This window comes from Microbacterium longlingense (assembly GCF_058349825.2).
In genome coordinates this window covers 319,125-336,019 of sequence record NZ_JBYRJA020000003.1, presented here as the reverse complement: position 1 = coordinate 336,019, position 16,895 = coordinate 319,125, and the positions used below count along the sequence as shown (strand labels likewise).

Here is a 16,895-nt window from a genome sequence, read left to right as displayed (position 1 = left end):
GAAAGTAGCCCCAGGTATGCCTAGGTATGGCCCACCGTGGACCAGTGGGTTCTGGGTTCGAGTCCCAGGGGGTGCACGGAACAGCCCCGGAGAATCTCGCCATTCTCCGGGGCTTTTTCGCACCTGCGATCCCGCTCCGCCCAGGGAAGTGCTCATCGTTCGACGGTGCGGTCCTCGTCCGATCGCTCCCAGTACCCGTCCGTCATCGTGAGGGGAAGCACGAGCGGGGGCTCTTGGGCGGCCGACTCGATCGCCGACAGGGTGGTGAGCCCGTCCAGATACGCCTGCTCGTCGTCGGCGAGTGCGGGAAGCGACACCGAGTCGTCCGCACGGACCACGCCGAACAGAGCACCGTTGCGGGCCACCGGATAGGAGCTCGGGGGATCGAGGCGGCCGGGGTTCTCGAGCACGGCGAAGATCCGCTGGCCCCGGAGCCCGGTGATGACCACCTCGGGGTCGGTACGGCCGTCCAGCCAGAGCACGACGTCGATCTCCGCAGGGAGCTCACCCGACGGGTCGAAGTCGTTTCCCACCTCGATGGTGAGCAGGACGCTGCGCCAGTTCGCGGCGGGGTCGTCGAATGCAAGATCCTTCCGTTCGATGGTGTCGTCATCTCGCACGCTGTCGCGGTGGCTGACTCCCGGACGGACGTCCTGCACCCGACCTTCCACGGTCGCCCCGTAGATCCGCTCCGCGGGGTCGCCGTTCCACGAGACTGTGACGTTCGGAAGCGTCTCGCGGAGCGTTCGGTCGATCCATTGGGTGTCTCCCTGGCCGCCCTGCTGGGCCAAAGCGTTCTCGAGCCGATCGATGTCGGCTTCGGAGGCCGGGCTCGGTTGTGCGACGCTGTCGTTCGGCCACGGGGTGCTCGCGAGCGCGACTCCGATCACGAGTCCGGCAACAGCGACGGCGGACACGATGATCACTGATGATGTGCGCAGGGGAAGTCGCGGTCGCGTGGTGCCGACGGTGGCCGCGAGACGGCGCTCCGGCGCGTGTGTCATGCCGTACCCCCCGTCACTCGCAGCGCACGTGATTGCGGCAATACTGGACCGTCCGCGGCGTGGACGCAACGGGTCGCGTCATGTCCGGCGCCCCGTGACGACATCGGCACGGTCGCCACGGGGCATCGTGTCGCTACACTCGTCGAGTGATCGCCGCGCCGTCGACGTCTGTCCCCCTCCGCAGTGAGGGTGGCGCATGAGGGTCATCCCGATCGACGATCTCGCCGCCCCGGAGCTGGCCGACTACACCCGGCTCACCGACTCCGCGCTGCGGCGCGTGCGGGAGCCCGCGGAGGGTCTCTACCTCGCCGAGTCCTCGAAGGTGATCGAGCGGGCTTTGCAGGCGGGACATCGTCCGCGTTCGCTCCTGCTGCTCGCGGAGCGGGTGGCTCCGTTGGCTCCGCTGCTGGACGCGCACCCCGATGTTCCGGTCTACGTCGGCGCGCCGGAGCAGATCGAGGCGCTCACGGGCTTTCCGATGCATCGTGGCGCTCTCGCATCGATGAACCGCCCTGATCCGCGGGACCCTGTAGGCCTCCTGCGTGCCTCGCGCCGCGTGGTGGTTCTCGAAGATCTCACCGACCACACCAACATCGGTGCGATCTTTCGCTCTGTCGCCGCTCTCGGGGCCGACGCGGTGCTGCTGAGCCCGGCCTGCGCCGACCCGCTCTACCGGCGCGCGGTGCGCGTGAGCATGGGCGCCGTGCTGCAGGTGCCGTGGGCGCGGCTGCCCGCGTGGCCGGAAGCGGGAGCGGTGTTGGCGCGGGAAGGATTCGTGCGGGTGGCGCTGGCGCTGCGGGACGACGCGGAAGACCTTGCGGCGTTCACCGACGATGTGCCCGACCGGGTCGCCCTGCTCCTCGGCTCAGAAGGCGATGGGCTGTCGGATGCTGCCCTGGCGGGATCGGACCGTACCGTGGTGATCCCGATGGAGCACGGTGTCGACTCGCTCAACGTCGCGACCACGACGGCCATCGCGCTCTGGGCGGTGCGCAGCGCTGATCAGCGCGCGCGAGGCGTACGGGTGCCGTGACCGTGGTCAGCCCGCTGGACATTCTCGCCGCCGCCGGGGAAGCGATCTCCTGGGTCGGGCTCGGCGTCGGTGTGCCGGTTCTGCTCGCCGCCGAGGTGATGTGGCTCGCGCACGGGCGCTGGATGCCGATCGAGGTGGCTCTGGTGGAGCGCGACGGCGTGCGACTCGCGCGCTGGTTCGTGCGCGGCGACTTCCACGAGCGACCTGTGAAGGCACGGGAGCGCATCGGCGGCGGCGCGTGGCACCCCGGGTGGGTCAGCGCACGCGACCCCCGGCTGGTGCGCCTGGGCAGCGAGCCCCGCGCGCGGCGCGGCCTGTTCGCCCTCGGCGCGGTCCTCACCTCGGTCGGGCTGGCCGGCTTCGTGGCGTCATGGCTGCCGGCGTTCGTGCGGTGACGACCGGATCCGGACGGCCTCAGCCGGCGTCGCCGACCAGGACGGCCTCGGCATCTTCGATGGCGTCTGCCTCGACGCGGTCGACCCGGGCGAGATGCGTGCGGCCGAACGCGACGATCCCGAGGGCGACCAGGATCGATGCCGCCGCGACGTAGTACGGCACAGACGCGTTGAACGCGTGCCACAGTCCCGCGGCGAGCGGCGGGGCGATCGCGCCGCCCATGAAGCGGACCGCCGAGTAGGCCGAGGACGCGACAGGGCGGGGCACCTCGGTGGCCTCCATGACGGCTTCGGTGAGCACCGTGTTGATGATGCCCAGAACCAGGCCTCCGGCGACGATGGTGACCACGAGGCCGCCCGGGTGCGTGGCGAGCAGCCCGGCGGCGACGAGGTCGACCGCCAGGAGGGCGAACATGGTGAGCAGAACCGAGGTGTGCCGGAACCGGCGGAGCAGGATCGGTGCGAGCACCACACTGGTGAAGGCGAGGGCGAGCCCCCAGCCGAAGAACGTCAGGCCGATGCCCATCGCGTCGAAGCCGAGCGGGAACGGTGAGAACGCGAGCAGGATGAAGAAGCCGAGGTTGTAGAACAGGGCGGCCACGGCGAGCACTGCGAGGGGAGGCATCCGGAGCGCCGCGAACGGCGCGGAAAGCGGGATCGGCTCCCTCTTCTCCACCGGGCCGCGGAGGAACGCCGCGACGGCGATGAACGCGATCGCCATGAGCGTCGCGACGCCGAAGAAGGGCCCTTGCCAGGAGATCCGGCCGAGCAGGCCGCCGATGAGCGGTCCGATCGCGATACCCAGACCGAGGGCGGCTTCGTAGAGGATGACGGCTGCGGCACTGCCGCCCGCTGCGGCTCCGACGATGGAGGCCAGCGCGGTCGAGATGAACAGGGCGTTGCCCAGGCCCCAGCCGCCGCGGAACGCGATGAGCCAGTCGACCGTGGGGCTGAGGGCGCTCGCCAGGGCGAAGAGGACGATCAGGGCGAGGCCGATCAGCAGCGTCCGCTTCGCCCCGATGCGACTGGAGATCCAGCTGGTGACGAGCATCGCCAGCCCCGTGACGAGGAGGTAGCTGGTGAACAGCAGCTCGGTCTCGACGGGGGTCGCCTCCAGGGACTCCGCGATCGAGGGCAGGATCGGGTCGACCAGGCCGATGCCCATGAAGGCGACGACGCAGGCGAAGGCGATCGCCCAGACCTGCGGCGGCTGGTCGCGGAGCGAGAGGCCGCGGGGTGCGGAGTTCACAGAGATGTCCTTCCAGGGGCGGTGTGGGCGGCGAGGATACGGGCGGCGTCGGCGAGGGCCGCCCACTCGGCGTCGTCGAGGTCGGCGAAGCGGGGCAGGAGCGCGGCCGAGACGCGTCGGCGCCACGCGTCGATCGCGTCGCTCCCGGCGGGAGTGATCGCGACGACGGTGGCCCGCGAGTCGGCGGGATCGTCGGTGCGCTGGACCAGGCCGTCGGCCTCCAGCTGCCCGGCGACGCGCGTCATGCCCGGTTGCGTCGTGCGTGCTGCGCGGGAGAGCTCGCCGACGCGGAGCGGCCCCTCTCGATCGAGGATCGCGAGGGCCCGCCAGTGCGCAGCCGGGGTCTCGTCCCCGGCCTCCTGAGCCGCAATGCGTGCCAGCGCAGGGCCGGCGATCACGATCGCGAGAAGCGCTTCAGCCTTTTCCATACCTAAAGTATATATCACGAGGTATGTATAAGACGTTGTCCGGTGCCCAGCCCGCGGGCAGGCGTTGCGACGGTGATTCGAGAGCGGACGCGAACGGCCAGAGCGCCGAACCCGGATAGGCTCGCGGCATGAGGGATCACGACGTCGTCATCGTTGCTGCGGCCCGCACGCCCCAGGGGCGTCTGAAGGGTCAGCTGGCGCCGTTCACCGCACCGCAGCTGGGCAGTCTCGCCATCCGGGGAGCGCTGGACCAGGGGGGGATCGCCGCGGATGCGGTCGATGCCGTCGTGCTGGGGCAGGTGCTCCCGGCCGGCTCCGGTCAGAACCCCGCGCGTCAGGCGGCGATCGGGGCGGGACTGGGCTGGGACGTACCGGCGAACTCCGTCAACAAAGTGTGTCTTTCCGGCCTGACGGCCATCATCGACGCGGCACGGATGATCCGCAGCGGCGACGCCGTGACCGTGGTGGCCGGCGGCATGGAATCCATGACCCGCGCACCGCACCTCCTGATGGGCTCACGGGACGGCTGGACCTACGGGTCTGTCGAGGTGCTCGATCATATGGCCTATGACGGTCTGACCGACGCGTATGACGCTGAGAGCATGGGAGCCTCGACCGAGCGGCAGAACCCGCGCTTCGGCATGACCCGCGAGGTGCAGGACGCCGTTGCGGCGCACTCGCACCGCCGGGCCGCCGAGGCGCAGCGCGACGGACTCTTCGACGCGGAGATCGTGCCGGTCGAGGTGCCGCAGCGCAAGGGCGACCCCGTCGTGCTCACCACGGACGAAGGGGTGCGCCCGGAGACGACGATCGAGTCGCTGGCCGGGCTGCGTCCCGCGTTCGCGGCGGACGGGACCATCACGGCTGGCAACTCATCGCAGCTCTCCGACGGCGCGGCAGCGGTGGTGCTGACCACGCGCGCGAACGCCGGCGCGCAGGGATGGACGGTCTTGGCGACGCTCGGCGCGAGCGGACAGACCGCGGGCCCGGACAATGCGTTGCAGGCACAGCCGGCCCGGGCCGTGGAGCGAGCTCTGGAGAAGCAGGGGATCGCAGCCGACGACCTGGATCTCGTTGAGATCAACGAGGCCTTCGGCGCCGTGGTGGCCCGGTCGGCGCAGGAGCTCGGGCTCTCGGAGGATATCGTCAACGTGCACGGCGGCGGGATCGCGATCGGCCACCCCATCGGAGCGAGCGGCGCACGTCTGGTGGTGCACGCCGCCCATGAGCTAGCCAGACGCGGAGCCGGCACCGCCGCGGTGGGGCTGTGCGGCGGAGGCGGTCAGGGCGAGGCCCTGATCCTGACGCGCTGAGCCGCGGTCGTCGTCAGCGGCGCCCGCGGCGGGTGCTCTCCGCCTCCTCCATGAGACGGGCCTGGGCGCGCTGACGCCCTTCGCGATCGGCCCGGTTCATGTCGACCACCGCGCCGACCGCAAGCGCCATCGTGACGCCCCAGCTCACCCAGATCAACAGCACCCGCCATGTCAGCGGCTCGGCGCGCGAGCTGCGCAGGAGAGAGTACCCGCTGGTGAGCGCTGCGAACAGACCACTGCCGAAGAGATACTTCATGCCTCCACGCTACTCGTCGTAGCCGGCGACGCACACACATCGCCGTCCGGTGCGATGCGGACTGGTCCGGTGCGGATGGATCAGGCCGGGAGCCGCCACCCGGCTTGCTCTCGGCCCGCACCGGTAGGATGCCTGCGACCGCACCCCGCGGTCCGTGCATCTACCGGCCGTCGCTCGACGGCAACGGCGGCACTTCACATGTCCCCGTCGAAGAGCGCACCCATGACCTCCACGTATCGCACGACCTCTGCCGCGCCCACCACCCTGCTGGGGATGGTGGGCCTTCCCTACTTCATCATCGCGTTCCTGGCGCGCCTGCCGTTCGCGATGATGATCGTCGGCGTCCTCACCGTCGCGGTCTCCGCGCGCGGCTCGATCAGCCTCGGCGGGCTCACCTCCGCCGCGGTCGGGATCGGTACGGCGTGCTTCGGACCGCTTCTGGGGGGCACGGCCGACCGGTTCGGGCAGCGCAGGGTGCTGCTCGTGCTGGCGCCGCTGAACGCGCTGGCCCTGATCGGGTTCGTCCTCGCCGCGTATGCCGATGTCCCGGACGGGGTGGTGCTGGCATCTGCCGTGCTCATCGGCGCCACCGCACCGCAGGTCGCCCCCATGTCGCGGTCCCGCCTGGTGATGCAGATCACCGAGCGGATGGGCGGGCCAGGGCGTGCACGCACGATGACGAAGACGATGTCATACGAGTCGGTCGCCGATGAGGTCGTGTTCGTGTTCGGCCCCTTCCTCGTCGGTGTGCTCGCGGCGGCGATCGCTCCGGCGGCGCCGCTCGTGCTCGGCGCCGTGCTCACGCTGGTTTTCGTCAGCGGATTCGCCCTTCACCCGACCGGACGGGTGCTCTCGACGGCGCGCGGCGCCGATGGCCGGCCGTCGTCGGCCGTGGGGGAGCTGTTCGCTCCGCGCGTGCTCGTCCTCGTGGTGGGCTTCCTCGGGATCGGCGGCGTCTTCGGCGGGACACTCACCTCCCTCACCGCGTTCATGACCGAGTCCGGCGCCCCGGAGCGGGCGGGCCTGTTCTACGGGGTCATGGGCATCGGGTCGGCGATCCTGGCGATCTCGGTCTCCTGGCTGCCCGCCGCCTTCCGCTTCGGCGCGCGGTGGACCGTCTTCGCCGCCGTGCTGGTCTCCGGTGTGGTCATGCTGCCGATGGTCGAATCCACTGCCGGGATGATCGGTGTGCTCGCGGTGATGGGGATCGGGGTCGGGCCGATCCTGGTCACCCAGTTCAGCCTCGGCGCGGAGCGCAGCCCGGCGGGACGCTCGGCGGCGGCGATGACGATGTTCAGTTCTGCGCTCGTCGTCGGTCAGTCCGCCGGTGCGGCCATCACAGGCGGGATCGCCGACGCCTACGATGCGCACGCGTCGGCATACGTGCCGCTCGTGGCGGCCGTGGTGATCCTGCTGGCATCGCTGGTGAATCTCCTGCTGGGCGACCGTGCCCGGTCGTCGGTGGCGACCGTCTGACTCACCCTGACTCACCGAACTCAGGCACGATCGCCGTCGGCGCGTCGGAAGCCGGGGTTCTCGGCGGATCGGCGCTGATCTGCCTGAGTTGGGATCTGCCTCAGTTGGAGAACGACCCGCTTCGGCGGGCGGCCGATAGCCTGGAGGTGTCCGCGGACCAGAGGAGATCCCATGGCATCCCCGAGCTCATCGTCGGCAACCGCCGATTTCGTCGTCGTCGCCAATCGGCTGCCGGTCGACCGTATCGTCTCCGAGGACGGCGGGGAGGACTGGCGCACGTCTCCCGGCGGACTCGTCGCGGCCCTCGAGCCGGTGATGCACGCCGTCGACGGCGCCTGGGTGGGCTGGGCGGGCGCTCCGGATCTGGAGCTGGCCCCCTTCGAGCTCGACGGACTCCGCCTCGTGCCCGTGACTCTTTCTGCCGAAGAGGTCGCCGAGTACTACGAGGGCTTCTCGAACGACACGATCTGGCCGCTCTACCACGACGTGATCGCCCAGCCGCAGTACCACCGGGAATGGTGGGATGCGTACGTCCGCGTCAACCGGCGCTTCGCCGCAGCAGCCGCGGCCGTGGTGTCTCCGGGCGGCACGGTGTGGGTGCACGACTATCAGCTCCAGCTCGTGCCGCAGATGGTGCGTGAGCTGCGACCTGACGTGGTGATCGGCTACTTCCACCACATCCCGTTCCCGCCCCGTGGCCTCTTCTCCCAGCTGCCCTGGCGGGATGCGGTGCTGCGCGGACTGCTCGGCGCGGATGTGATCGGCTTCCAGCGCGGATATGACGCGACGAACTTCCTCGAGGCCGTCCGGCGGCGGCTGCGCTTGGAGACCAAGGCGCAGTCCGTGAGCATTCCGGCGACCGAAGACGTGCCGGCTCGATCGGTCACCGTCCGGGCGGTGCCGATCTCGATCGACACCGTTCCCTATCAGGAGCTCGCCGCGCGTGAGGACGTCCGCGAGCGCGCCGCGGAGATCCGCCGCAGCCTGGGGAACCCGAAGAAGATCCTGCTCGGCGTCGACCGCCTCGACTACACCAAGGGCATCCGCCACCGCATCAAGGCCTACGGAGAGCTGCTCGACGAGCACCGCTTGCCGGACGAGGACATCTCGCTCATCCAGGTCGCCAGCCCGAGCCGCGAGCGCGTGGACGCGTATGTGCACCTGCGTGATGAGATCGAGCTCGCGGTCAGCCGCATCAACGGCGATCACGACACGGTGAGCCACTCCGCCATCCGCTACCTGCACCAGGGTTTCCCCCGGGAGGAGATGGTCGCCCTCTACCTCGCAGCCGACGTGATGCTGGTCACGGCGCTGCGGGACGGCATGAACCTCGTGGCGAAGGAGTATGTGGCCACCCGGGGCGACAACCGCGGCGTCCTCGTGCTGAGCGAGTTCGCCGGTGCGGCCGATGAGCTGCGCAGCGCCGTGCTGGTCAACCCCCACGACATCGAGGGCCTCAAGGAGGCCATCATGATAGCGGTCGAGATGACGCCGGGGGAGCAGGGCAAGAGGATGCGATCGCTCCGGCGACGCGTGCTCGAGAACGACGTGGAGGCGTGGGCCCAGGCGTTCCTCGGCGAGCTCGAAGCGGCGCGCCGCCGACGGGAGGAGACGGCATGACCAGGGCATGGAGTGCGGAGGATCCCGCTCTCGTCGCGATCGCGCTGACGCCGCGCCTGCTCGTGGCGCTCGACTTCGACGGCACACTCGCTCCGCTCGCCGACGCGCCGATGTCGGTTCGGGCGCTCCCCGCGTCGAAAGAGGCCATTGCTCGCCTCAGTGCGCTGCCCGACACGATCGTCGCCTATGTCTCCGGACGCAGCCTGCCCGATCTCCGTCTCATCGCAGAGCACGATGACGACTCTCCGGTGCCGTTGGTCGGGTCGCACGGCGTCGAGCGCTGGTTCCCCGATGAGGGGGAGGTCACCGTCGCCGCGACCGCGGAGGAGAGCGCGCTGCAGGCGGAGCTCCGCACGACCGCCGAGGAGATCGTGGCGCGGCATCCGGGCGTCGCCTTCGAGCCGAAGTCGTTCGGGTTCGGCATCCACGGGCGGCTCGCCGACCCCGCCGTCGAGGCCGAGGCCTTCGCCGAGGTCGACCGCGTCGTTTCCGAACGTGCACCCGGGTGGCACCGTCGGCCGGGTAAGAACATCCTGGAGTTCATCTTCCGCGCCGAGGGCAAGGACGCCGGTGTCGCGGCGCTGCGCGCGCGGTACGCCCCGACGGGCGTCCTGTTCGCGGGCGACGACGTGACGGACGAGGAGGCGATCCGCAGCCTCGGCGTCGACGACGTCGGCGTGCGGGTCGGGCCGGCGGAGTCTGCGGCGGTGCTGCGCGCGGCGGGGCCGGAGGACGTCGCGCGGCTGCTCACCGCGGTCGCCGATCTGCGCGCCGCGCGCTGAGGGCGCCGCAAGCCAGCTGCACGAGAACAGGCGGACAGCACCGGAACAGGCTGTTTCCTGGGGGATTCGCCTGTCCTGACGCTGTTCGCCTGCTCCGGTGCGATGCCCGCCGGGCCGCGCGCGAGCGCGGGGCCGTGAGCAATAGACTCATGGCATGGCCCCACGTGATCCCTCCTCACCCGTCGATATCAAGCCCCGCAGCCGTGTCGTCACCGACGGCATCGAGGCGACGACCTCGCGAGGCATGCTTCGAGCCGTCGGCATGGGTGACGACGACTGGGACAAGCCCCAGGTCGGCATCGCGTCGAGCTGGAATGAGATCACGCCCTGCAACCTGAGCCTCGACCGGCTGGCGCAGGGGGCGAAGGAGGGTGTGCACGCCGGTGGCGGCTACCCGCTGCAGTTCGGCACGATCTCCGTCTCGGACGGCATCTCGATGGGCCACGAGGGCATGCACTTCTCCCTCGTCTCGCGCGAGGTCATCGCCGACTCCGTCGAGACCGTCGTGATGGCCGAGCGCCTCGACGGCACGGTGCTGCTCGCGGGCTGTGACAAGTCGATCCCCGGCATGCTCATGGCCAGCGCGCGCCTGAACCTCTCCAGCGTCTTCCTCTATGCCGGATCGATCGCCCCGGGCTGGGTGAAGCTCTCGGACGGCACCGAGAAGGACATCACGATCATCGACTCCTTCGAGGGCGTCGGCGCGTGCGTCTCCGGCCGGATGAGCGAAGAGGACCTCAAGCGCATCGAGTGCGCCTTCGCTCCCGGCGAGGGCGCCTGCGGCGGCATGTACACCGCCAACACGATGGCTTCCGTGGCCGAGGCTCTCGGCCTGTCGCTCCCCGGCTCCGCGGCGCCGCCGTCGGCCGATCGCCGCCGGGATCAGTTCGCGCACCGCTCCGGTGAAGCCGTCGTGAACCTCCTGCGTCAGGGGATCACGACCTCCGACATCCTCACCATCGAGGCCTTCGAGAACGCCATCGCCCTCGCGATGGCCCTCGGCGGGTCCACGAACGTCGTGCTGCACCTGCTGGCGATCGCGCGCGAGGCCCAGGTGGAGCTGTCCCTCCATGACTTCAACCGGATCGGCGAGAAGGTTCCGCACGTCGGCGACCTCAAGCCGTTCGGCAAGTACGTCATGAACGACGTCGACCGCCACGGCGGCATCCCCGTGATCATGAAGGCGATGCTCGACGAGGGCCTGCTGCACGGTGACGCGCTCACCGTGACCGGCAAGACGCTCGCCGAGAACCTGCGCGACCTCAACCCCGACCCGCTCGACGGCGAGGTCATCCACACGTTCGACAACCCGATCCACGCGACCGGCGGCCTGACGATCCTGCACGGTTCACTGGCGCCAGAGGGCGCCGTGGTGAAGACCGCCGGCTTCGACGCGGCTGTGTTCGAGGGCCCGGCCCGCGTGTTCGAGCGTGAGCGCGCGGCGATGGACGCCCTGGAAGAGGGGCTGATCAACGCCGGCGACGTCGTGGTGATCCGGTACGAAGGGCCCAAGGGCGGTCCCGGCATGCGCGAGATGCTCGCCATCACGGCGGCCATCAAGGGCGCTGGGCTCGGAAAAGATGTACTACTCTTGACGGACGGTCGATTCTCCGGCGGCACAACCGGCCTGTGCATCGGCCACATAGCACCCGAGGCGGTGGACGCTGGTCCTGTCGCTTTCGTGCGCGATGGTGATCTGATTCGGGTCGATATCGCGGCTCGCTCTCTCGACCTACTCGTCGACGAGGCCGAGCTGGCCTCCCGCCGTGAGGGCTGGGAGCCTCTTCCCCCGCGCTATACCCGTGGCGTTCTTGCCAAATACTCCCGTCTCGTGCGCTCCGCTGCGGAGGGCGCGACCACCGGGTAGGCACCTGCTCTCCGGCGGACTCTCGAAGCCCGCCGCCTGCCATTCGCCCATCTCGATCACAAGGATCCTGCGCAATGAATGCTGAATCCGTGGCTGTGCCTCGCCCGCCGGCCCGTCCGTCCACCGCTCCCGTGATCTCCGGGGCCGAGGCCGTCGTCCGCTCGCTCGGACTCCTCGGCGTCACGGACGTCTTCGGCATCCCCGGCGGTGCGATCATGCCGGTCTACGACCCGCTGCTCGACGACGAGGTGGTGCGCCACATCCTCGTCCGCCACGAGCAGGGCGCCGGCCACGCCGCCGAGGGCTACGCGTCGGCCACCGGCAAGATCGGCGTCGCGATCGCGACGTCCGGGCCGGGGGCGACCAACCTCGTCACGGCGATCGCGGACGCCTATATGGACTCGGTCCCGATGGTCGCCATCACCGGCCAGGTCTTCTCGCACCTGATGGGCACGGACGCCTTCCAGGAGGCCGACATCGTGGGCATCACGATGCCGATCACCAAGCATTCCTTCCTCGTCAAGAGCGCCGAGGAGATCCCCGCGGCGATCGCGGCGGCCTTCGAGATCGCCGGCACCGGTCGTCCCGGCCCCGTCCTGGTGGACATCACGAAGGACGCCCAGGTCGCCGAGGCGCCCTTCATCTGGCCGCCCAAGGTGGAGCTGCCCGGCTATCGTCCTGTCACCAAGGCGCACGGCAAGCAGATCCAGGCGGCGGCGCAGCTGATCGCCGAGGCGAGCCGGCCGGTTCTCTACGTCGGCGGCGGGGTCATCCGCGCGAAGGCCTCTGAGGAGCTGCGGACCTTCGCCGAAGCGACCGGCGCTCCGGTGGTGACCACCCTGATGGCGCGCGGTGCTTTCCCGGATTCGCACCAGCAGCACATGGGGATGCCCGGCATGCACGGGACGGTGCCGGCGGTGCTCGCGCTGCAGGAATCGGATCTGATCGTCGCGCTCGGCGCTCGCTTCGACGACCGCGTGACCGGGAAGGCCGAGGACTTCGCGCCCGACGCCAAGGTCATCCATGTCGACATCGACCCGGCGGAGATCTCCAAGATCCGCACCGCGGACGTACCGATCGTGGGCGACGTGCGCGAGGTGCTCGTCGACCTCGATGTCGCGTTCCGCAGCACCGTCGGCGCAGCTCGCCCGGATCTGACCGACTGGTGGACCCGCCTGAACGGGCTCCGCGAGGAGTTCCCCCTCGGCTACACGCCCACCGAAGACGGCCTGCTCAGCCCGCAGTACGTGATCTCCCGCATCGGCGAGCTCACGGGGCCGGAGGCGACCTACGCCGCCGGTGTCGGACAGCATCAGATGTGGGCGGCGCAGTTCATCAAGTACGAGCGCCCCAACTCCTGGCTCAACTCCGGCGGCGCCGGCACGATGGGCTACTCCGTGCCCGCCGCGATGGGCGCGAAGGTCGCCGAGCCGGACCGCGTGGTGTGGGCGATCGATGGGGACGGCTGTTTCCAGATGACCAACCAGGAGCTGGCCACCTGCTCGATCGAGGGCATCCCGATCAAGGTCGCGATCATCAACAACTCCTCCCTGGGCATGGTGCGCCAGTGGCAGACGCTGTTCCTCGGCGGGCGTCACTCGAACACCAGCCTCAACACCGGCCACGGCACGGTGCGGATCCCGGACTTCCTCAAGCTCGCGGAGGCGTACGGCTGTCTCGCCATCCGGGTGGAGAAGGAGGAAGAGGTCGACGCCGCGATCGCGCTCGCCCTCGAGACGAACGATCGGCCGGTGGTCATTGATTTCGTGGTGAGCGCCGATGCGATGGTGTGGCCGATGGTGCCCCAGGGGGTCAGCAACAGTTATGTCCAGTACGCGCGCGACCACGCTCCGGCGTTCGATCAGGAGGTCTGAGCCATGTCCACCCACGTGCTGAGCCTTCTGGTGGAGAACACCCCCGGTCTGCTGACCAGGGTCGCCGGCCTCTTCGCCCGTCGCGGCTTCAACATCGAGTCGCTCGCGGTGGGCGTCACCGAGGTGCCGGGTCTGTCCCGCATCACGGTCGTCGTCGACGTCGAGGACCTGCCGCTGGAGCAGGTGACCAAGCAGCTGAACAAGCTCGTCAACGTCATCAAGATCGTCGAGCTGGACCCTGCGGCATCGGTGCAGCGTCACCACATGCTGATCAAGGTGCGTGCCGACAACGCCAGCCGTTCCAACGTGCTCGAGGTCGTGAGCCTCTTCCGGGCCTCCGTCGTCGACTACGCCACCGACGCGCTCGTCGTCGAGGTGACCGGCGACAAGGGCAAGGTGGAAGCCCTGCTCAGGGCTCTGGAGCCCTTCGGCATCAAGGAGCTGTCCCAGTCCGGCCTGGTCGCCATCGGCCGCGGCGGCAAGAGCATCACCGAGCGTGTTCTGCGCGGCTGACCGCGCACGACCTGAACCGGGGCCCCCAGGGGCCCGCACATGAACCACGATCAAGGAGAAACACAAAGTGGCTGAGATCTACTACGACGACGACGCTGACCTGTCGGTCATCCAGGGCAAGAAGGTGGCCATCGTCGGCTACGGCTCGCAGGGGCATGCCCACGCGATGAACCTGCGCGACTCGGGTGTCGAGGTCGCCATCGCCCTCAAGGACGGTTCGAAGTCGATCGCGAAGGCGGAGGAGGCCGGCTTCCCGGTCAAGAACGTCGCCGACGCGGCGGAGTGGGCCGACCTCATCATGATCCTGGCGCCGGACCAGCACCAGCGCTCGATCTACGCCGAGTCGATCAAGGACAAGCTGACCCCGGGCAAGACCCTCGCGTTCGCGCACGGCTTCAACATCCGGTTCGGCTACATCGACGCGCCGGAGGGCGTCGACGTGATCCTCGTCGCGCCGAAGGCCCCCGGCCACACCGTGCGCCGCGAGTACGTCGCCGGTCGCGGCATCCCCGACATCATCGCGGTCGAGCGCGACGCGTCGGGCTCGGCATGGGCCACCGCGCTGTCCTACGCCAAGGCCATCGGCGGGACCCGTGCCGGCGTCATCAAGACGACCTTCACCGAGGAGACCGAGACCGACCTCTTCGGTGAGCAGGCGGTGCTGTGCGGCGGTGTGAGCCACCTCGTGCAGGCGGGCTTCGAGACCCTCGTCGAGGCGGGCTACCAGCCGCAGATCGCCTACTTCGAGGTGCTGCACGAGCTCAAGCTCATCGTCGACCTCATGTGGGAGGGCGGCATCGCCAAGCAGCGCTGGTCGGTCTCCGACACCGCGGAGTACGGCGACTACGTCTCCGGCCCGCGCGTGGTGACCGACGAGGTCAAGGAGTCGATGAAGGCGATCCTCGCCGACATCCAGTCCGGCGCCTTCGCGACGCGCTTCATCGAGGACCAGAACAACGGGGCCGCCGAGTTCCTCGCACTCCGTGAGAAGGAGCAGGGTCACGCGATCGAGGCGACGGGCAAGGAGCTTCGCTCGCTGTTCGCCTGGAAGCAGCAGGACGAGGACTACGTGGAGGGCTCGGCCGCACGCTGATTCCCCCCTGACGAAGGAAGGCCCCGGCGTGTTCGCCGGGGCCTTCCTTCATCCGAAGAGCTGGATCAGCTCGCCGGAACCGCGTCGCGGATCTGGATCGGAGCGTCGGAGGGGTCAGCCCACACCGGCGACGGCAGGAGTGTGTCGGTCTGCCCCGCCTGGATCGCGCGCAGGGCGTCCTCGATGTCGGCCGCGTTCTCGGGCACGGTCAGTCCGCACGCTCGCAGTTCTGAGGCGAACTTCAGGGTGAGGCGGCTCTTGCCGGCCTCGATGGCCTGCGCGGTCGTCCCGGTGCGCTTGTCGCTGCCGGTCTGGATGTCGGAAACCTGGTCGCACACGTGGTAAACCTTGCCGCCGTCGACCCAGACGACCTCGTCGCTGCCCAGCAGCTGGATCACCGCAGACTGGTCTGCGTTGTACTTCTCGACCGACGGCGGGCTGAAGTCGGCTCCGAGCACCGCGGCGACGAGGGCGAGGACGATGCCGATGACGCCGGCGGTGGTCTTCTGGCCCTTGTCCATGTCCTTGTTCAGGAAGACCAGGATGATGAGCGGCAAGAACGCGATGATCGCGATGATCGCGCCGAGCTGGTTCTGCACGAAGAAGCGGAAGGACTCCGACTTCCTCGCCGGGTCGAGGCGGTTGGCCTTCTTCCACAGCATGGAGCCGGTGATCGACAGCGCCGCGATCACCACCAGCAGCACGAGCAGGCTGATGAACGCCCACTGCGGGAACGTGGTCTGCACGCCCTCCTCGACGAGCAGGCCGGTCGCGGTGTCGCGCACCAGGCCCTCTTCGCCGACGACCTCACGCTGGCGCAGGAGCCAGAAGATGCCGACGGCCTCGCCCGCGATCGCGACGGCCCACAGCACCGCAGCGATCCAGCGGAAGCGGGTCGCCTTGGCCTTCGCCGCCGGAGTCGGCTGCCATCCGGCGGGCGGCTCTGCGCCGTCCGTGCCGGCCGCCGGCGTCGCGGGTCTCTTCGTGCTTTCCTCTGCCACTGGTGTTTCCTTCCCCTCGGAGCTCGCTTGATCCTACTGGGAACACGCTTTGCGGCGGGGGTCCGCGACCGCCCGGCGGCATCCGCGTGCCGATGCCGCCGGGCGCTACGCTGGGGTCGTGGCAGAGGACCGTGATGACGACGCCCTGCGCTGGGACGGCGACGATGAGCAGCAATCCGCGACGACCCTTCCCGCCGGCTGGCATGCCGTGGGCAAGGGGAGCGACCGCGTGCAGACCGTCGCGGCTGATCCCGAGCGCGCCGCAGCCCCCGACAGCGAGCAGGCCCCGATCGGCACGGCCGCTCTGGTGGGGTACGGCATCATCGGCGGTATCTACCTGCTGTACGCGATCGGCTGGGTCGTGATCGGTTTCCGTCTGCAGGGCACCGGAGTGTCCCTGGTGTCCGACGCGATGTTCGCGGCAGCCCGCTGGGTCGCTGCGCTCTCGCCGCTGCTGTGGTTCGGCGCGACCTGGGTCCTCACCCGCAGGGCGAAGACGTGGGTGCGGGTCGTCGCCCTCCTGGCGGGGGTCGTGCTGCTCGTGCCGTGGCCGTTCGTGATGATGGGGGTGTGGGGCCTGTGAGCGTCGCAGAACGGCTTCTCGACCGTGCCGCCCCGCGCTGGACGCTCGCGCTGCTGTGGGGCGTCACCGGCCTCTTCTACGCGTACGCGGTGTGGAGCGCGATCACCACGCTCGTCGCGCTCGCCACCGGTCCGCTCGGGCTCGGCCTCTACGGCTGGGTGATGATGCTGCTGGCCATCGCGATCCCCATGCTGACGTTCGGGATCGCCGTGCAGATCACGCGCGAGCGCTCGTTCCTCGTCGCGGCTCTGGTGCTGCTGGCCGGGCTCGGCGTCGTGGCGGTGTTCTGGATCGACGTGGTGGCGTTCACGACCCTCAACGCGATCCGCGTCGTCAGCTGACGACGCGGCGACGCCCGCGGGCGGTGGCGCGCGCTCCGAGAGCGCGTCTTTTCGCGTCTCGGGAGGG

General features: G+C 69.7%; 17 protein-coding genes. 12 read left to right on the top strand and 5 right to left on the bottom strand.

The window, feature by feature from the left end; all coding sequences use genetic code 11:
* Positions 1 to 152: 152 nt before the first annotated feature.
* Positions 153 to 1,004 carry a hypothetical protein gene (locus AC3RXY_RS06835; protein ID WP_491510142.1) on the bottom strand — a complete coding sequence of 284 codons (852 nt, stop codon included), beginning with the start codon at positions 1,002 to 1,004 and terminating at the stop codon, positions 153 to 155.
* A 196-nt stretch (positions 1,005 to 1,200) separates the two neighbouring features.
* Between AC3RXY_RS06835 and AC3RXY_RS06830 the strand changes: the two genes are divergently transcribed.
* Both AC3RXY_RS06830 and AC3RXY_RS06825 read left to right on the top strand, forming a co-directional pair.
* Positions 1,201 to 2,037, top strand: a complete 837-nt coding sequence (locus AC3RXY_RS06830) for a TrmH family RNA methyltransferase (protein ID WP_491510141.1) — start codon at positions 1,201 to 1,203, stop codon at positions 2,035 to 2,037.
* The gene (locus AC3RXY_RS06825) at positions 2,034 to 2,432 is read left to right on the top strand and encodes a hypothetical protein (RefSeq protein WP_491510140.1); all 399 of its coding nucleotides are present in this window, start codon (positions 2,034 to 2,036) and stop codon (positions 2,430 to 2,432) included. Before AC3RXY_RS06830 ends, AC3RXY_RS06825 begins: the two co-directional genes overlap by 4 nt.
* Before the next feature lie 19 nt (positions 2,433 to 2,451).
* Here AC3RXY_RS06825 and AC3RXY_RS06820 read toward each other — a convergent pair whose 3' ends face one another.
* Positions 2,452 to 3,681 carry an MFS transporter gene (locus AC3RXY_RS06820; RefSeq protein WP_491510139.1) on the bottom strand — a complete coding sequence of 410 codons (1,230 nt, stop codon included), beginning with the start codon at positions 3,679 to 3,681 and terminating at the stop codon, positions 2,452 to 2,454.
* Positions 3,678 to 4,109 (bottom strand): MarR family winged helix-turn-helix transcriptional regulator, encoded by a 432-nt coding sequence (locus tag AC3RXY_RS06815; RefSeq protein ID WP_491510138.1) that lies wholly within the window; start codon positions 4,107 to 4,109, stop codon positions 3,678 to 3,680. Before AC3RXY_RS06815 ends, AC3RXY_RS06820 begins: the two co-directional genes overlap by 4 nt.
* A gap of 128 nt (positions 4,110 to 4,237) precedes the next feature.
* Here AC3RXY_RS06815 and AC3RXY_RS06810 point away from each other — a divergent pair, with 128 nt between their 5' ends.
* Positions 4,238 to 5,422 carry an acetyl-CoA C-acetyltransferase gene (locus AC3RXY_RS06810; protein WP_491510137.1) on the top strand — a complete coding sequence of 395 codons (1,185 nt, stop codon included), beginning with the start codon at positions 4,238 to 4,240 and terminating at the stop codon, positions 5,420 to 5,422.
* Positions 5,423 to 5,435: 13 nt separating this feature from the next.
* Here the strand turns inward: AC3RXY_RS06810 and AC3RXY_RS06805 are convergent, their stop codons facing one another.
* The gene (locus AC3RXY_RS06805; protein WP_491510136.1) at positions 5,436 to 5,678 is read right to left on the bottom strand and encodes a hypothetical protein; all 243 of its coding nucleotides are present in this window, start codon (positions 5,676 to 5,678) and stop codon (positions 5,436 to 5,438) included.
* A 222-nt stretch (positions 5,679 to 5,900) separates the two neighbouring features.
* Between AC3RXY_RS06805 and AC3RXY_RS06800 the strand changes: the two genes are divergently transcribed.
* The 7 genes from AC3RXY_RS06800 to ilvC all read left to right on the top strand — a co-directional run bounded on the left by AC3RXY_RS06800 (position 5,901) and on the right by ilvC (position 14,903).
* On the top strand, positions 5,901 to 7,154 hold the full coding sequence (locus AC3RXY_RS06800; protein ID WP_491510135.1) for an MFS transporter: 1,254 nt from the start codon (positions 5,901 to 5,903) through the stop codon (positions 7,152 to 7,154).
* A 171-nt stretch (positions 7,155 to 7,325) separates the two neighbouring features.
* Positions 7,326 to 8,774, top strand: a complete 1,449-nt coding sequence (locus AC3RXY_RS06795; RefSeq protein WP_491510134.1) for an alpha,alpha-trehalose-phosphate synthase (UDP-forming) — start codon at positions 7,326 to 7,328, stop codon at positions 8,772 to 8,774.
* On the top strand, positions 8,771 to 9,556 hold the full coding sequence (gene otsB, locus AC3RXY_RS06790; protein ID WP_491510133.1) for a trehalose-phosphatase: 786 nt from the start codon (positions 8,771 to 8,773) through the stop codon (positions 9,554 to 9,556). The genes AC3RXY_RS06795 and otsB overlap by 4 nt, the downstream gene beginning before the upstream one ends.
* A 154-nt stretch (positions 9,557 to 9,710) precedes the next feature.
* Positions 9,711 to 11,423, top strand: a complete 1,713-nt coding sequence (ilvD, locus tag AC3RXY_RS06785; RefSeq protein WP_491510132.1) for a dihydroxy-acid dehydratase — start codon at positions 9,711 to 9,713, stop codon at positions 11,421 to 11,423.
* 74 nt (positions 11,424 to 11,497) lie between these two features.
* Positions 11,498 to 13,297, top strand: coding sequence for an acetolactate synthase large subunit (locus tag AC3RXY_RS06780; RefSeq protein WP_491510131.1), 1,800 nt, complete (start codon positions 11,498 to 11,500; stop codon positions 13,295 to 13,297).
* 3 nt (positions 13,298 to 13,300) lie between these two features.
* On the top strand, positions 13,301 to 13,810 hold the full coding sequence (gene ilvN, locus AC3RXY_RS06775) for an acetolactate synthase small subunit (protein WP_491510130.1): 510 nt from the start codon (positions 13,301 to 13,303) through the stop codon (positions 13,808 to 13,810).
* 67 nt (positions 13,811 to 13,877) lie between these two features.
* Positions 13,878 to 14,903 (top strand): ketol-acid reductoisomerase, encoded by a 1,026-nt coding sequence (ilvC, locus tag AC3RXY_RS06770; protein WP_491510129.1) that lies wholly within the window; start codon positions 13,878 to 13,880, stop codon positions 14,901 to 14,903.
* 65 nt (positions 14,904 to 14,968) lie between these two features.
* On the opposite strand, the gene AC3RXY_RS06765 is transcribed toward ilvC, so the two are convergent.
* Entirely contained in the window at positions 14,969 to 15,904 is a 936-nt protein-coding gene (locus AC3RXY_RS06765) for a hypothetical protein (protein WP_491510128.1), read from the bottom strand.
* A 118-nt stretch (positions 15,905 to 16,022) separates the two neighbouring features.
* On the opposite strand from AC3RXY_RS06765, the gene AC3RXY_RS06760 reads away from it, so the two are divergent.
* Together AC3RXY_RS06760 and AC3RXY_RS06755 are read left to right on the top strand one after the other, a co-directional pair.
* Complete coding sequence (locus tag AC3RXY_RS06760) at positions 16,023 to 16,487, top strand: hypothetical protein (RefSeq protein ID WP_491510127.1); 465 nt, start codon at positions 16,023 to 16,025, stop codon at positions 16,485 to 16,487.
* Positions 16,484 to 16,828: a bacitracin resistance protein gene (locus AC3RXY_RS06755; RefSeq protein WP_491510126.1), complete on the top strand. Its 345-nt coding sequence runs from the start codon at positions 16,484 to 16,486 to the stop codon at positions 16,826 to 16,828. Before AC3RXY_RS06760 ends, AC3RXY_RS06755 begins: the two co-directional genes overlap by 4 nt.
* Positions 16,829 to 16,895 lie beyond the last annotated feature (67 nt).

What these genes read in the sequence shown, in the direction of transcription:
- ilvD (WP_491510132.1), top strand. Translation starts at nt 9,711, where the DNA reads ATGGCCCCACGTGATCCCTCCTCACCCGTCGATATCAAGCCCCGCAGC.
- AC3RXY_RS06805 (WP_491510136.1), bottom strand. Translation starts at nt 5,678, where the DNA reads ATGAAGTATCTCTTCGGCAGTGGTCTGTTCGCAGCGCTCACCAGCGGG.
- AC3RXY_RS06780 (WP_491510131.1), top strand. Translation starts at nt 11,498, where the DNA reads ATGAATGCTGAATCCGTGGCTGTGCCTCGCCCGCCGGCCCGTCCGTCC.
- ilvN (WP_491510130.1), top strand. Translation starts at nt 13,301, where the DNA reads ATGTCCACCCACGTGCTGAGCCTTCTGGTGGAGAACACCCCCGGTCTG.
- AC3RXY_RS06800 (WP_491510135.1), top strand. Translation starts at nt 5,901, where the DNA reads ATGACCTCCACGTATCGCACGACCTCTGCCGCGCCCACCACCCTGCTG.
- AC3RXY_RS06810 (WP_491510137.1), top strand. Translation starts at nt 4,238, where the DNA reads ATGAGGGATCACGACGTCGTCATCGTTGCTGCGGCCCGCACGCCCCAG.
- AC3RXY_RS06835 (WP_491510142.1), bottom strand. Translation starts at nt 1,004, where the DNA reads ATGACACACGCGCCGGAGCGCCGTCTCGCGGCCACCGTCGGCACCACG.
- otsB (WP_491510133.1), top strand. Translation starts at nt 8,771, where the DNA reads ATGACCAGGGCATGGAGTGCGGAGGATCCCGCTCTCGTCGCGATCGCG.
- AC3RXY_RS06795 (WP_491510134.1), top strand. Translation starts at nt 7,326, where the DNA reads ATGGCATCCCCGAGCTCATCGTCGGCAACCGCCGATTTCGTCGTCGTC.
- AC3RXY_RS06815 (WP_491510138.1), bottom strand. Translation starts at nt 4,109, where the DNA reads ATGGAAAAGGCTGAAGCGCTTCTCGCGATCGTGATCGCCGGCCCTGCG.
- AC3RXY_RS06830 (WP_491510141.1), top strand. Translation starts at nt 1,201, where the DNA reads ATGAGGGTCATCCCGATCGACGATCTCGCCGCCCCGGAGCTGGCCGAC.